General features: G+C 44.9%; 8 protein-coding genes. All 8 read left to right on the forward strand.

Annotation, left to right across the window (positions count from 1 at the left end):
* The first annotated feature begins 7 nt into the window (after nucleotides 1-7).
* The 8 genes from MAF46_RS01470 (at nucleotide 8) to guaB (ending at nucleotide 16,363) form a co-directional block, all read left to right on the forward strand.
* Nucleotides 8-625: a 50S ribosomal protein L25/general stress protein Ctc gene (locus MAF46_RS01470; RefSeq protein ID WP_016840381.1), complete on the forward strand. Its 618-nt coding sequence runs from the start codon at nucleotides 8-10 to the stop codon at nucleotides 623-625.
* Nucleotides 626-1,170: 545 nt separating this feature from the next.
* Nucleotides 1,171-10,356, forward strand: a complete 9,186-nt coding sequence (locus tag MAF46_RS01475; RefSeq protein ID WP_275883735.1) for an InlB B-repeat-containing protein — start codon at nucleotides 1,171-1,173, stop codon at nucleotides 10,354-10,356.
* 98 nt (nucleotides 10,357-10,454) lie between these two features.
* Nucleotides 10,455-10,667, forward strand: a complete 213-nt coding sequence (rpmE, locus tag MAF46_RS01480; protein WP_004113085.1) for a 50S ribosomal protein L31 — start codon at nucleotides 10,455-10,457, stop codon at nucleotides 10,665-10,667.
* Nucleotides 10,668-10,834: 167 nt separating this feature from the next.
* Nucleotides 10,835-11,932, forward strand: a complete 1,098-nt coding sequence (prfA, locus tag MAF46_RS01485; RefSeq protein WP_060785507.1) for a peptide chain release factor 1 — start codon at nucleotides 10,835-10,837, stop codon at nucleotides 11,930-11,932.
* 66 nt (nucleotides 11,933-11,998) lie between these two features.
* Nucleotides 11,999-12,907 carry a peptide chain release factor N(5)-glutamine methyltransferase gene (gene prmC, locus MAF46_RS01490; RefSeq protein ID WP_004130604.1) on the forward strand — a complete coding sequence of 303 codons (909 nt, stop codon included), beginning with the start codon at nucleotides 11,999-12,001 and terminating at the stop codon, nucleotides 12,905-12,907.
* The gene (locus MAF46_RS01495; RefSeq protein WP_004130606.1) at nucleotides 12,900-13,562 is read left to right on the forward strand and encodes an L-threonylcarbamoyladenylate synthase; all 663 of its coding nucleotides are present in this window, start codon (nucleotides 12,900-12,902) and stop codon (nucleotides 13,560-13,562) included. The genes prmC and MAF46_RS01495 overlap by 8 nt, the downstream gene beginning before the upstream one ends.
* The gene (locus MAF46_RS01500; protein WP_004130608.1) at nucleotides 13,559-14,662 is read left to right on the forward strand and encodes an MraY family glycosyltransferase; all 1,104 of its coding nucleotides are present in this window, start codon (nucleotides 13,559-13,561) and stop codon (nucleotides 14,660-14,662) included. The genes MAF46_RS01495 and MAF46_RS01500 overlap by 4 nt, the downstream gene beginning before the upstream one ends.
* 156 nt (nucleotides 14,663-14,818) lie before the next feature.
* Nucleotides 14,819-16,363 carry an IMP dehydrogenase gene (gene guaB, locus MAF46_RS01505; protein WP_004130610.1) on the forward strand — a complete coding sequence of 515 codons (1,545 nt, stop codon included), beginning with the start codon at nucleotides 14,819-14,821 and terminating at the stop codon, nucleotides 16,361-16,363.
* Nucleotides 16,364-16,558: the final 195 nt, after the last annotated feature.

Raw genomic sequence — 16,558 nt, forward strand, 5'->3', positions numbered from 1 at the left:
GACCGATATGGCTACAAAGATTACACTTGAAGGCAATGTGCGCAATGAGTTCGGTAAGGGCGTTGCTCGCCGTTTGCGTGTTGCCAATTTGATTCCAGCAAGCATTTACGCTGGCGGTGCTGAGCCTGTACACGTAACTCTTCCAATGAGGGAGACCACTCTTTCGCTTCGTCACGCAAACGCTTTGTTCACTATTAAGTTTGGCAAGGAATCGCGAATCGCAGTTGTTAAGGATGTTCAGCGCAACCCTGTTAAGCGCATTGTTGAGCACATTGACTTCTACGAAGTTAAGGCTGGCGAAAAGATTGACGTTGAGGTGCCAGTGTTTGTTGAAGGCACTCCAAAGGGTGCTGCTGTTGCATTCGTAGACGTTCAGGAACTCAAGGTTCGCGCAGACGTTTCCAACTTGCCAGAGCGCTTGGTGGTTAACGTTGACGGCTTAACCGATGGCGCCAAGGTGTTTGCTAAAGACGTTAAGCTTCCTGAGGGCGTTGTGCTCGATATGGATGGCGAAGAGTCTGTTGTTAGCGTCACCGTTCCAGAAGATGCTGCTACAGAAGAGCCAGCTGCCGCTCCTGCTGCCGATGCTGCTGCTCCTGCAGCCGAAGCTCCTGCTGCCGAGTAAGGTTTTGCTTAGAATTTTTGCTTAAGATTTTCTAAGATTTTTTAAGCCGTGTAAGTCAAGATTTTATTGACTTGCGCGGCTTTTGTTATTTTTGCACACAAAACTGTAGTGCGTTTGTACCGAATTTCCGTGTTTTTTAATACAAACGCACTACATAACTCCGCACTTTGTAGCTCTAATCAGCGTGTTGAGCAACAAAAAGCGGAATAGCAGATCATGTCGTTAGCGCGCTACGCTTTAAGCGAAAAGGCAGGTCGTCGCGCCCGCGCACTTTGTACCATGTTTGACTTAAATCACGTACAAAAAGCGTAAAAGCAGGTCGTGTCGTTCGCGCGGTCTAAGCGCGCGAACGTCTTCGCCGCGCAGAAGCAGTGCTTCTGCCTTAAGCGGCTCAGCGAATCGAAGTGCATTCGCGCGCTACGCTCTAAGCGCTCATGCAAGTCGATTCGAGCAAAAATTATTGAAACAAAAAGATTTATGGGGGGGGGGGTATCCGTGCTATCTGATAGAATGCAAAGGTTAAGTATTACGAGTTGGGAGTTTCAGTGGATAAAGCAAAAGACGTTGCTAGCAAGGTTAATTCGAGCAGCAAGCAAGTTAAGCATAAAAGCGCTAAAAATAAAGGCGCTAGTAGCTTAAAGAATGTTTCTTCGCAGAATGCGAATAATGCTTCTGGTCGCATCGGCGTTGCTGCTGTAGCTTTAGCATCTACGCTGTCTATGTTGCTGCCTGGTGCAACGGCTTTAGCTAAGACTCCTCTTAACGCTGATTCTTTTGATTCGTCTTATGTAAAGAGTGCTGCTAAGACTTCTGGCAAGGGTGCTGGCAAGGGCAATGGAAACGGCTTATATAAGAATGGATTGTTTAACACGGGCGCTACTTCTGAGCTTGCTAAGCGCCAGATGGTTAGTTCTGTTAAAGAATTAGTTAAACATGCTGATTCTAATGTAGATTCTAATGCTAGCGCGGAAGGCGTTGATAATCAGGAAGCGGCTGCTGGAGATTCTTCTGTGGGCGTTAAGGATTCTGGCGAGCGTTCTGTGGCTGGTTCTGAGGCTGCTTCTGAGACTGGTAATGGCGATATCGATGGCACTGTTGATGAAAGCAATAACAACAGCAATGATGTTAGAGCTGAATCAAGCAACAAGCGAATCAAGACTACAACTGAGGTTCAGTCTGAGACTAAGAGTGCGCAAAATAATCAAAAGGTAGCAAAGCCAGATAGTAAAGCGGCTAAGAAAGAGCAATCAGCAGAAGCAAAACCAGTTGAGACTACTGCTTCGAAGACAGAGTCAACAAAGTCGGAGCCAAAAAATGCAGCTCCTGCAAAAACAGAAGTTGTAAATCCAGCGACTGAATCGAAGACGGAGCCTGCAAATTCTGAGCCTGCTGCAAAGACAGATTCGGAAACAAAGACGAATTCTGATGCAAAGACTGAGCCAGATCAAAAGTCAGCGCAGCCTGCAAGCACAGAAAACGAACAGCCTGAAAATGCGCAAAACGCACAACCTGCATCCGAACAGTCTGCAAGCACTGAAAGTGCGCAGCCTGCCGCAAAGGCGAAGAATGATTCCACTACGCCAAGAGTGCGTAAGCGTAGAGATACTAATCAAAATGCTGAAGATTCCAACAAGGTGAGTAGTGTAACTCCTGCAGATGCAGGTTCTAGCGCTGATGCTGGGAATACAACGAACCCAAGTACAGAAAAGCCTAGTGCAAAAAAGCAAGTTGCAGAAGGCAGTGCAAATGGTGCTGTAACAGATAGAAGCGGTGAAGGCGCGAATGGCTCTAATAATAATTCGAATGCAAACAGCCAGGTAATTAAGCCGAATGAACAGAATCCAACTGCTAAAACCACAGAGCAAGCCAACGAACAGGTACAAACTGACAAAAAGCCAAAAGCTACATACAATTTGCAAATTCGCTATACGATTGGCGGTGCTGCGAATAAGCAGCTTGTGCAGCCGTACGAGCTTACGATTGACAAAGCCGGCTTCGATAATCTTGGCAAAGATGGCAAGTACGAATATATTGAGCTTCCAAAGTCTGCTGGATACCGCCCATCTGTATATCATTCAGGCACATACCAGTACTACATTAAAAACGATAAAAACGAGTTCGTTATTGACGACGGTACTAATGCGGACGCTGTTCGCTACTTGCGTCTAGACAAAAATCTTATTAAAGAATACGCTGTAAAGAAAAGGCAGGTTGTTGGGGGAAATAACGGCGCTCAAGCTCCGCAAGCCTCATCATCTCAAACAACTACAAATCCGCAATCTTCATCCTCTACGCAGATGCCAGCAGAAGACGGCATTCAGTATTACGGCGAGTTGAACATCAACTACGCTCCTAAAACAGCTAAGTACTATGTGCGTCACTTGGTGCAAGATCTCGATCATAAGGATGAGTTCCACGATGCTCCGAATTTGGATATAGGTAAAGTAATTACTGTAAAGCATAAGGATGGCAGTACTGAGAATATTCACGTTACAGAGATTACTGGCACAGTTGGCTCGGATGTAACAGCTGTTTCAACGTACATCCCAGGCTACGAACCGGAGCATAATCTTATTAGCTCGCCGCTTTCGGATTCTGAAGATGAAAGCGACAAGCTTGTTTTGAACCTTCGCTACTACCGTAAAGCGTATGAAGTTACTTACGATTCTGCTGGCGGCACGGATGTTACTGCTCAAAAAGTGTATTACCAGCAAGATGTGCCACAAGTTACGAAACCAACTAGGCGCGGTTACACTTTTAAAGGATGGTCTTTAGTAGATCCTAGCAAAGAGAGTGATCCGCTTTATGATGAGAATACTATTGTTTCTCTTGATGACTACAAGATGCCGGATCACAATGTGCAATTCCGCGCTAATTGGGAAGCGAACAATACTACCAGCTACCGCGTGAATGTGTGGGTGCAAAAAGCGGATTTGGTAGATAAAGAGCATCCGAATTCGCTTGCAAACTACGACTTTGTTGGTCTTGTTGAGCGCAAGAACGTGAAGACAGACAGTGAAGTTGCGCTTAATAAAATGGATGATGCCGGCGTTATTAAGGACGCTAATGCTCTTAATGGAACAAGCGCGGATGATTATGTAAGTGCCCCAGAGCTTGGCTTAACTAAAGAAGAGCTGCAGGGAAAAGATTCTGACCATAAGACTGGCTTAATTTCAAAGTTCAACTGGATGAACGATACGCCTGTAACAAACTTAGACGGGTACAATACTGAGGATCCTGGTGCTGCTACAAACAATGGTAAGGACATATTCACGCGCTACTTCCACGTGAATAAGGATCTTACTAAAAAGCTTAACAGTGCTGAATATGATCTTGTGCCTGACCGACCAGATTTAGGCAAACGCAGTAAATCGCAGCTTTGCGCGAACGACTTAAATAACACTCTTAACTTAGTTTACGACCGCAATACTTACGAGCTTATTTTTGCTAAGCCTGCTGGTATAAAAAATGATAGCTTAAACAATGCTGCTATAAAAAGAAAAGACGAAAACGGCAAAACAACTATTTATTGCTATGCTGGCGGCGGCAATTGCTCAGATGAGTATGATGACAAAAACGAAGATGACAGCAGTAATGCAATTAACCATAAAGGTTACCGCGTAAATGTTCGTTACGGTCAAAGGCTTACTGATATTTGGCCTGATGTAAATGAATTAGATTTTAATAAAGAAAACACAGGCTCTTTAGGTTGGACACTTGGATATGCAGGAGATGATAGACGTTGCTATCGTGACACTCCTCCGTATCGTTTTACTAAAAAAGAATTCGCTGACCCTAGTTTGCGTGTTGATCTTAAGAATGGTGCTGGCATAGCACCTAGAATTAGCAATGACCCTGATAATGCTCCAAATAATACATACGAGCTAAAAGATAATCAGCGTCTGCTTACAGCTGATACCAGCAGTAAAAGTACTCCTATACAGGTGATTATTAGGAAGCAAAGTATTGCGTCTGCTAAAAACGGTGGCGATGATATAGACGACAATGATTATGAGCTTTCAACTGATTCATATAGCAAAGATGATACTTCCAACGATAGCTATAAATATACAGCTCCATCTATTGCAGGTTTTAATCCTGCTGATGGTTATGATAAGAAAAATGTTGGTGATTCGTTAGATTCATTCGAGTTTGAAGATAATCGGGAAGAGTGGTATAACGAATCTCATGGTCATGGGAATTGGGATGATTTAAGTGATGATGAGAAGAATGCTTTTGCTAAAAAGTATCATTTAGCATTTCGAAAGTATAGGGGCGTTCCAGTAGATGAACAAGAAGATTATTCTGGTGATGCAACTGAATTTGAAACTAACAAACTACTTGAATTTAGGTACAACCGCAAGTCGTACGATGTGCAGTTTTATAATGCGGATGGCAAGGCTATAACTACAAACGGTAGTGCTGCTACAGAGAGCCTGCCGTTCGAGTATAGCTTGACTAAGCGCGGCAAAAAAGATTTGACGGGCGAAGACAAAGAGCTATACGGAAACGATAAGTCTTACGATGCTTCTGTAACTAAAGACGATGCCGGTAATACGTCTAAGCAGTTCGACGGCAAGTACACTTTCACACTTAACGGCAAAACTTACTCCATCGTTCGCCCTGCTGATTTGCCAGAAGACTATGTGTTTAAGGGCTGGGCTGTTGATCAGGCTGGCACTCAGTTTATAAATGGCGAAAACAAAGATATTACAGTGCCAGTTAACGGCATTAAGCTTTACGCTGCGTGGGGTCTTCCAACTGATATTCAGCACACTGTAACGTTTGACTACCATATGCCGAAAACCGACGACAACGGCAATGAAATAAGTGGCTCTGACGTAGTTACGGAAAAGAAGTTCCCTCGCTACCATGTTATTGACGAAAAGAAAATAAGCACCCCAACGCGCAAGGGCTACGACTTTTACGGCTGGGAGATTAAAAAGAACGGCACGACTTTGCCGTACGCTTTTGGAAACAAAGTAGTAGAAGATATAAAGCTTGATGCAGTGTGGGTTAAGGATACTCGCTACAACGGTACTTTTAAGCACATATTCTTAAAGCCAGGCGTAACGTTTGCTGACTATAAGAATGCTATTGATGATACAGCCAAAGCCGCAATGGTGGATCACGTTTCTACTCAAACGGTTTCAGGCTTGCGCGAGCATTTGCGCTACAATGCGGAAGCAGTCTACAGTGACGAAACGCACTTCCCAGATAAGCATTTCACGAGCTTTGAAGCTTCGAGTGATGAGAGTCAGAATACTGGCGAGTTTATTTACCAAACGTACAATACGCGCAAGTATAAGGTAAAGTATATTGATCAAAACGGTAAGGAGCTTCTTCCAGAAAGCGAAGTCAGCTCTGTAAACAGAAAGTATGACGTAGCGTTCTACAAGCCGATTGAAGGCTTTATGCCGGAAAATACGCAGCAGGATATTATTTATACTACTGATAGCGAAGGCAAGCAGACTAAAGAATATAAAGTCACCTTCAAATATAAAGACGTTCGCGTGCTTAAACGCAATGACGATAAGCAAGCTCGCCCGGATTACTACACGCGCTACGTGTTTAAAGTGGCTGATAACCAAAGCTCTATGGGCAGCGTTGTTGACTGGCAGAACAAGGATGTAGCTGACGACTCTGCTCTTGTGTACGACGCAATTAAGGGCACGAAGGCATACCAGATGCCGCTTCCAACAGTAAAAGCGAAGCAAGGCTATGAGTTTGATGGCTGGACTTCGCAAATCGGTTCGTATGATGCTGGCTCTACGAAGCTTCAGTATGCTGATGGCGTAAGTCGCTTGCCGATTCGCTCTGAAGAGCAGAACAGTCCTGAGGTAATTTACACTGCTAAATTCAAGCTAAAAGCTCCTGTTGCTGCAGCTCCGCAAGTGCTTAAGCCAACTGAGAATATTAGTATTGCAAATAGTGATGATGCTAAGAAGCTTATAACGAATGCTGGTGATTATCCAGATGGTGCTAAGTTCAGCTTTGCTGATGGTGAAAAGTTTGACAACACTCCAGGCTTGCACAAGATTAAAGTGCAAGTGCATCTTGGCAATAACACTGCTGAAACTGAAGTGCTGTACCGCGTGCTTCCAGATTTGGTGTACGCAAGCGAGTGGGATAAGTTTAAGACTAGCGACTACGGCAAGAGCCATGTAGAGAATAACGAATATGTTAAAGTCACTTTTACTGGTGATTTACAGCAGGGTAGGATTCTTGGTCATGACGGCGAGACTAGCGCGAATAGTCCTTCGCTTGTTGCATACGTGTATAAGGGTAAGAAGGATATTTCTGTTCGCGTGCCGCAAGCCTTTGGTAAGGAATACGAGGACGATCATTATCACTACGTGTTTAAGGGTTGGACTACTGGCACTGAAACCGATCCTGCAAATATAACTAATTACGATATTAAGTCTGAAGATCGCTACAAAACAGACACGTTTAGTAAGGATGTTACTTACACCGCTGTTTACAAGCGAATCGACTACTTCTCCAGCTCGTCCGACAATGGAACAGTTCCAGAAGATTCTGTAGTTGCAATCTTCAAGCCTGCTCCAGGACGAAAGTGGAAGGACGGCACAGACGGCCCTAAGGTGTTCTACGTAAAGAAGGGTACTGATCTTTCGCATATTCCGTACAGTGCTAGCGACCAGACTAGTGCGTTGACAAGGCTTCAAGAGAACCTAACCAATGCTAAGGGAACTTGGAATCGAAGCAGCATGATTAATGGCAAAGAAGAAGTAACGCCTATAGATGATGTTTCGAATTGGAAAGTTGATAAACCATTCCAAGAGTTCGTGGCAGATCAAACTCCTTGGACAGAGCCAGCAGTGCAGACTGATTACTTGGTCGCTGTGCAAGATAAGCCTGACACGCTTCCAAAGTTAACCGATTTTATAACTAATATGTCTCAGCTCAAAGCAGATGCTGCTGTGAATAATGGCATAGAAGACATAAAAGTCGAATATGATTTGCCAACTGAAGCTGAACAAAATAAGTTAAAGCAGAAGATGCTTAAGAAGCCTGCTTTGTACACTGTTCCTTTGAAAGTTACAGTTAAGTATAAGGATGCAGCAGATTACAAGACTTATAGACTTGTAGGACGCTTAAAGGTGCTTTATCAGTTGATGTACCCAGACAGCTTGCCGAAGGAAGATACTAAACATCCTGAAGCGCAAACTGGTGTTAATGCTGAACGTAATAAAGTTCTTGATCCAAAATATTACGTTCAAGTCAAATTTGAGAATGCTCAGAATGATAGTGAGTCACCAAATGGCAAGGGTGAATTTGCTCAAGGTTCGCGCAAGTTGTACTACGCGTATAAGCAATCTGCTAGTGGTGTTCGAGCACCGCAGGTTATTGGCAAAGATTACGATGCAAATGGATACCATTACGAGTTCCAAGGCTGGGAGATGCGTGAAAATGCTGCATCTGTAGCAAATTCGGCTAATACGCCAAATGCTACGGATGGCACAAATGCTGCTGCACCAGTAGTTCCTGTTGTAACACTGTTTGCTTCTGCGGCTCCAACACCTACTACTGTGTCGAATCCGCCAAAAATTAAGCTATATTCTAGTGCTGAAATTGCTGGTATGAAGTTTGATAAAAACACTACTTTTACGGCAGTGTATAATAAAACGCCAAACGTTATCGACGCTTCCAAGCAAGACGAGATTCCAGATGGATATGTTGCAACCATCTTTATGCCAGGATTTGGTAGAACGTGGGCCGATGGTTCGCATAAGCCAAAACTGCTGTATATTCGTCACGGAAAAGATAAAGAAGATAACATTAAGTTTGCTCAAAAAGTTGCAAGCGATACTGCTGCAGAACTTTCTGGTTTTACAAAGTGGCAAATGTTTGATGCAAAAGGCGTTAAATCGAACATACTCTTACATGACAATTGGGATATTAGTAAGCCGCGCATCTTTGTTGCTGAGCAAAATGGCGTTGACGATGTGAAGATTCCAGAGACAGTTATTGCTGTGGGTGAGGGTATTCCAAACGCTAATAAGCTCGTACATAACACTGACCCTAGAGTGAGTGTATCTATAGATGATAGCTCTACTGTTGATGTTTCGAAGCCTGGAATTTCAACAATTATGGTGAATGTAACTAAGCCTACTGATGAAATTGATAAGACTACAGGAAAGCAAAAAACTGTTACAACTAAGTTGCCTGTGCGTGTGTACGTTTTGCCTAATGTGATTGCAGATAACGATTTGCCAGCTAAAGGCACTGCGGAAGCAAAGTTCATAGAAAAGAACTATAGAAAGGTGACGTATGTAGCTGGTAGTGGCGGAGAAATGAAGTCTCCTGTGTTCACATACTGGGTGCGTAAAGGCGCTAAGGATTTGCACATGCCAGTTCCAGATGTGCTTGCAGCTAATGGCTACGTGTTCAAGGATTGGACTTCTATCACGTCTGAGACTCCAGCGGCTCCAGTAGATAAGCGCAAGGCTACAGAAGAAGAGCGCGAAGCTCTGTATCGAATGGCGATTATGTATGGTATGCCATATGCAGCAAAGCTGATTAGTGATTCGCATAACTCTACGCCTGCTGCTTTGCAAAATCTTCTGAACGAAGCGCGAAAGCAACACGCTGAGCAAATCTACAATGCTAAGCGCGAAGAATTAGCTCAGATTGCAGAAAGTGAGGGTAACAATAATCTAGCTTCTGAAATTCGTCAGTCTCATGATTCCTTACAAGAGATTAATGATAAGCTTGTTCAAAATGGCATTGATGTTGACAAAATCATTGAACAAGTTAATGAAAAAGCTTTGCTTGCAAAAATTGCTAAGGAAGCTGTAAAACCATGGCTTGCCAAGCAAATTTCCAATTCCAAGCATTCTTCAATAGAATCTTTGAAGAATTTGATGCAAGAAGCTGGAATAGACTTGACATTTGCTAATTATGAGGAAACTAATAAGAGTGATGTCAGTGATGAACAGCGAGAGGTGCTCGCTGAGCTTGCTGATGAAGCAGATAAGCCATTTGTTGCAAAGATAATTCGCAGCTCCAAGAAGTCTAGTTTGGAAGCTTTGAAGCAGGTTTTGCGCAATGCTGGAGTAAATCCAGAGATTTCGATGCCTGAGCCACAGCCAACGCGCGAAACTACGATTACTGCAAACTTTGAGCTTATGAAGCCTATGAGGTTTGAGTTTAGAAGTTCTGCGGTTTCGGGTATTCCTGCAACGTTTACGCTTACAAACTTAACGGAGAATTCGAGTGGGAATGCGACTGTTAAAGTAGATAATACCGACTTTACAATAAACAATTTCATTCCGGATGGCATTGGCTCTAATGGTCTTCTTCCTTCTTGCAATGGCACTACTTGCAAGATTTCTGGCACGCCTAAGATTGTAGACGGCAAGCCTAAAGTGGAAGTTAAGTTTACAACTGTTGACCAGTATGGGCGTCGTGCGGAGATTGTTGTGTATATTGACATAGTGGATTCGGCAAAGCCTGAGCCAACGCCTGAGCCTGATTATTCAACGGTTCCTTCGGATTATGTTGTTCCAGCGTATGAGCCTGCGCCAGCTCCTGTTCCTGTTGTTCCTTTGCAAGATAAGCAAAAGACGGGAGTTAAGGGCGATTTGCTTCCTCAAACGGGTGTTGATGCTTCGCAATCTGCGTTAATCGCAAGCTTGTTGGCATCTGTTGGTTTTGCTAGCTTCGCTGCTAAGCATAGGCGAAAGCGCGAAGATGGTAAGAATAACTAAGCGAGTCGAGGGTAGTGACTAGAATGGCGAAGGTTCCGGTTCACGCTTAGCTATTGGGGCTTTGCGACCCGGGTCGCCCGAATTCCATAGGAGACATTATGAAGCAGGGTATTCATCCCGACTATCACGCAGTGCAGGTTACCTGCTCTTGCGGAGACACTTTTGTAACTCGTTCCACCGCTGATGGCGATCATATGACGGTTGACGTGTGCTCAAAGTGCCACCCATTCTATACCGGCAAGCAGAAGATTCTCGACACTGGCGGCCGCGTGGCTCGCTTCGAGAAGCGCTACGGTAAGAAGACTAAGTAGCTTTTTAATCGCCAGCCCTGCTTTCGTGTAACTTCGCGGAATCGGGGCTGGCGTTTTATGTGCTAGACGTGCATGTGTTCATGTGTATTATTTAATACTTAATACTTAATTTAATATTTAATTTTTCGATTTAAAATCCGCGTTATGCGCGACTACAAAGGAACAAAATGGCCGAGTCAGTAGATGAGCAATTCCCAGCAGCGGTTACAGCTCTAAATGAATACCGCGATATTGAAAATCGCATGGGGCAGCCAGAAGTAGCGTCTAATCCAGACGCAATCCGCAAGCTCGGTCGTAGGCACGCAGAACTCGGGTCAATCGTAAGCGCATACTTAAATTACAAACAGCTTTGCGAAGACTACGAAGTAGCTAGCGAGATGGCAAGCGAAGATGAAGACTTAGCAAAAGAAGCAAAACATTTAGAAGAGCAGATTCCAGCAGCAAAAGAAAAGCTTCGCACAGCGCTGATTCCTAGGGATCCAGACGATGCGCGAGACATGATTATGGAAATCAAAGCTGGTACGGGCGGCGAAGAAGCAGCTCTGTTTGCTGGCGATTTATTGCGTATGTACATGCGTTACGCAGAAAAGCGCGGCTGGACTACCGTAATCCAAAGCGAAAACGCGACTGAACTTGGCGGCGTAAAGGACGTGCAGCTTGCGATTCGCGCAAAAGGCACGCCTGCTCCAGAAGACGGCGTGTGGGCAAGCATGAAGTACGAGGGCGGAGTGCATCGCGTTCAGCGAATCCCAGTAACTGAATCGCAAGGGCGTATTCAAACTTCCGCGGCTGGCGTAATCGTGTTCCCAGAAGCAGACGAAGACGATGACGAAATCGAAATCGATCCAAAAGACCTGAAAATCGATATTTTCATGAGCTCTGGCCCTGGTGGACAGTCTGTTAACACTACGTATTCCGCGGTTCGCATGACGCATATTCCAACTGGAATTGTGGTTAGCATGCAAGATGAAAAGTCGCAGATTCAAAACCGTGCTGCAGCCTTGCGCGTGCTAAAGTCGCGTTTGCTCGCTATGAAGCACGAGCAGGAGGCGGCGGAGGCGGCGGATATGCGCCACTCGCAGGTGCGCTCGTTGGATCGCTCCGAGCGAATCCGCACATACAACTTCCCAGAAAATCGTATTGTGGATCATCGCACAAACTACAAGGCATACAATCTTGACCAGGTGCTTAATGGCGACTTGCAAGCGGTTATAGACAGCGATATTCAGGCAGATGAAGCCGATCGCTTAGCTAAAGCCAATTAAGCCAAGTAAGTTAAGTTAGCCAAGTAAGCTAAGTACTCTAAGTAAAATCACCACGTGGCTTGTAAAATGCAAGAAATTTTGCACATTTTGCGCGCATCTGCCGAAAAACTTGAAGATGCAGGTGTAGAGTCGGCGGAATACGACGCACGTTTACTGCTGGCTCACGCTTGTGGCGTAAGTTTAGCAGACTTAAACAAAGCGCTAATACTTGGAGATTTTAAGGATTTTTTGCCCGATTATGCTAGCAAATATAGCGATTTTATATCTAGACGTGCTTCGCGCGAGCCATTGCAACACATTATTGGATTCGCCACTTTTCGCTACATAGACCTAATAGTTGGGCAAGGCGTTTTTGTGCCGCGTCCCGAGACAGAAGTGGTAGTTCAAGAGGGAATAGATTGGATTCGCGCAAATAATCTAAAAAATCCTATTGTTTTAGACTTATGTGCAGGGTCGGGAGCGATTGGATTATCGGTAGCAAGCGAAGTTGCAAACGCGCAAGTGTGGGCTGTGGAAAAGTCGCATGAAGCTTTTGAATATTTGCAAAAAAACTATCGCAAAATCGCGGAAAAATATGATATTTCAAACAGATATCACGCAATATTAGGCGATGCTACAAACGCTAATCTGCCTGAAATAAGTGCGATTAAAGGACTAGTAGACGTAGTAATTACGAATCCTCCATACGTGCCAGAAAGCAAGCCAGTCGAGCAGATTGAAGCTCGCGACTACGACCCAAAAATGGCGCTATACGGGGGATCTAAAGACGGATTGTTAATACCGCAAAAAATTGTAAAAGCGAGTTTTGCATATTTGCGTATGGGTGGAATAATGATTATGGAACACGATATTACGCAAGGAAAAGCGCTTGCAGATTATGCAAAAAACATAGGATTTAGCAGTGCAAAAGTCAAAAACGACTTAACAAACAGAGCAAGATTTGTAGTATGCAAAAAAGGGGCTAAAAATGAGTAAAATTTGCACAATTAACGAAGAATCATTGCAACTTGCAGCGCAAATAATTAACGCGGGCGGCGTAATCGTAGTGCCAACAGACACGGTTTACGGAGTGGCGTGCGACCCATTTAACGAGGCGGCAGTAGCGAAAATCTACCAACTAAAACGCAGGCCGCGCACAAAAGCCTTGCAAATACTTATGAGCAGTGTAAGTGACTTAGAAAAACTTGGTCTTTACTTGCCAAACCCGCTAGACGTGCTTGCGGAAAAATTCCTGCCAGGCGGATATTCACCAATCGCGCGCGCAAAAAAGGATTCGGTAGCTACAAGGCTTGCTACGCTTTGTAAAGCAGATGAGAGCAGTGAGCAAAGTCAAGCAACGCAAGGCGTGCGCGTTCCAGATTGCCCAGAACTAATGAAAATTTTGCGCGTTACGGGGCCATTGGCGGCATCTAGCGCGAATCGCAGCGGAAACGAGAGTGCAGACAGCGTAGAAGAAGCGTTTGCGGCTTTTGGAGACGAAATACCGCTGTACTTAAACGCTGGCCCAACGCGCTCGCACGTAGCAAGCACGGTGGTTGGTGCGGATGCAAGAGACAAAGACGGAATTGTGATTTTGCGCGAAGGTGTAATAAGTGAAGAACAGATAAGAGCAGAAAGTCGCAAGAAATGAGGGTATACCTGTTTATAGCAGCAATCGCAGGAGGCGCAACGTGGCTAATAATGCCGCTTATACGTCATCTTGCGATTCGCATAGGAGCTGTTGGAAAAGTGCGCGCTCGCGATGTGCACACAATACCTACGCCCCGTATGGGTGGAGTGGGAATGCTATTCGGCTTTGCTGTGTCGATGGCATTTGCAAGCTCCATGCCTTTTATTTCGGGGCTTTTTGCAGGAACACACCAGCCATGGGTGGTTTTAGCTGGAGCAGTACTCATATGCCTTTTGGGTGTTTGCGACGATATTTGGGATTTAGATTGGATGCTAAAACTTGCAGGTCAATTGCTAATAGCTGTTTTTGTAGCGTGGGGAGGATTGCAAATAGTAGCGTTGCCACTCGGGTCGCTAGTCACAGCCTCTCCAAGCCTTTCAATCGCAATAACCGCAATACTAATAGTTGCTTCAATTAATGCAGTCAATTTTGTAGACGGTCTAGATGGGTTGGCTTCTGGAATTGTGGCAATTGGCGGAATCGCATTTGCAACATACTCTTATATTCTTGCGCGCACGTCTCCGAGCTACGCTTCAATGGCAACTCTTATAGACGTTGCAATGGTTGGAATGTGCGTAGGCTTTATTTTGCACAATTGGCATCCAGCAAAGCTTTTTATGGGCGATTCTGGCTCCATGCTAATCGGGTATTTAATAACTTGCGCGTCTATTATAATGACAGGTCACTTAGATCCATCTGCAGTGCACACAAGCATCTATTTGCCAGTATTTATGCCGATTTTGCTTCCGATTTTAGTGCTGTTTTTGCCAGTTTTAGACATGTGTTTAGCAATATGCAGAAGGCTTGCAAAAGGGCAGTCGCCAATGCATCCAGATCGCATGCATTTGCATCACAGAATGTTGCGCATTGGGCACTCGGTGCAAGGAGCGGTGCTTATTTTGTGGGGATGGGCTGCGCTCATATCTTTTGGATCAATAATGATTCTGTTCTTTAAAGCAGTTTACGTGCTTGTTGGCATGATTATTGCGGCGGCGTTGCTTACGATTCTTACAATGATGCCATATTTGCGCAGACGTTTGCCAGAGTTGCGAAATTCGTGAAAAGCGGAGTAGTGTTTGAATTGATGCTAATCGCAGTACCCGTCGCATTAGTCGTAGATAATAGCGCTGTAGTAGCTTCGGCGCAAAATTGCCACTAAATATTGTGTATGAAACGCGGCTTTTGCAAACGTCATAGCAAAAACGTATAGTGACCCTATGGTTACAACTGATATGAACATGCAATCTGCGTATACTCCTGTTCCTCCAATTTTTGAAAAGCTCGGCCTCGCATATGACGATGTGCTTCTGCTTCCAAACGAGACCGATGTAATTCCATCCGAAGTAGATACAACTACTCATCTAACTCGCGAAATCACTATGAAAGTGCCTGCAATTTCTGCAGCAATGGACACAGTAACCGAGTCGGATATGGCTATTGCAATGGCTAGAAATGGCGGAATTGGCGTACTTCACCGCAATCTTTCCATTGATGATCAAGCTGCGCAAGTAGATATTGTTAAGCGCAGTGAGTCTGGCATGATTACCGACCCTCTTACTGTTCACCCAGATGCAACGCTCGCCGATTTAGATAAATTGTGCGGGCGTTTCCATATTTCGGGCTTACCAGTAGTAGATGGCGAAAATCGTTTAGTTGGCATTATTACCAATCGCGATATGCGTTTTATTGCTTCCGAGGATTACGATCGCTTGAAAGTTAAAGACGTGATGACTCGCGAAAATCTTGTAACTGGTCCTTCGAATATTTCTAAAGAAGATGCGCATCGTTTGCTTGCAGAAAACAAGGTTGAAAAGTTGCCGCTGGTTGATGCTGAAGGTAAGCTTACAGGTTTGATTACTGTTAAGGACTTTGTTAAGACTGAGCAGTACCCAGATGCTACTAAAGACGACCAGGGTAGACTTCGTGTGGCTGCTGGAATTGGTTTCCTTGGAGATGCTTGGCAGCGTGCGTGTGCGCTTATGGAAGCTGGAGTTGACGTTCTTGTGGTTGATACTGCAAACGGCGAGGCTCGCTTGGCACTAGATATGATTCGTCGAATTAAGGCAGATAAGGCTTTTGACGGCGTGCAAATTATTGGCGGAAATATTGCAACTCGCCAGGGTGCACAGGCGATGATTGACGCTGGCGTTGACGCTGTAAAGGTTGGCGTTGGACCAGGCTCTATTTGCACTACGCGCGTGGTTGCAGGCGTTGGTGTGCCTCAGCTTACTGCTGTTTATGACGCGGCTCAAGCTTGCAAGGCTGCTGGAATTCCATGCATTGCGGATGGTGGTATTCACTATTCTGGAGATATTGCTAAGGCTTTGGTTGCAGGAGCCAACACCGTTATGCTCGGCGGCACTTTGGCTGGATGTGAGGAAGCTCCAGGCGAGAAGGTTTTGCTTCACGGCAAGCAATACAAGCTTTATCGTGGCATGGGGTCGCTTGGCGCAATGGCTCCTCGCGGTAAGAAGTCTTATTCTAAGGATCGCTACTTCCAGGCAGATGTTACTAGCTCCGATAAGGTGGTTCCAGAAGGCGTGGAAGGCGAAGTGCCATACCGTGGTCCACTTAACGCTGTGCTTTACCAGCTTCTCGGTGGCTTGCATCAGTCTATGTTCTACGTTGGTGCTCACAATATTGAGGAGCTTCAGGAGCGCGGTCGCTTTATTCGCATTACGGATGCAGGCCTTAGGGAATCGCATCCTCACGATATTGTGATGACTGCAGAAGCGCCAAACTACAGCGGTTTCCACAACTAAGTCGCAAGTTGTGCGCGAGTTGCGTAAGTTGCGCGTATAAATCGCGTATAAATCGCAAGTAATTTTGCATTAAACGGCGAAGAGTTAGCTAAGTCTTATTTGCTACTTTCTAACTTTTCGTCGTTTTTTGTTTTGACAATTCGTATAAAATTATTGTATAGTTAGTGGGATATCCCACTAAAAATGAGGTGTTTT

Origin of the sequence: Gardnerella pickettii (genome assembly GCF_029226345.1) — a bacterium.
Classification (GTDB): domain Bacteria; phylum Actinomycetota; class Actinomycetes; order Actinomycetales; family Bifidobacteriaceae; genus Bifidobacterium; species Bifidobacterium piotii.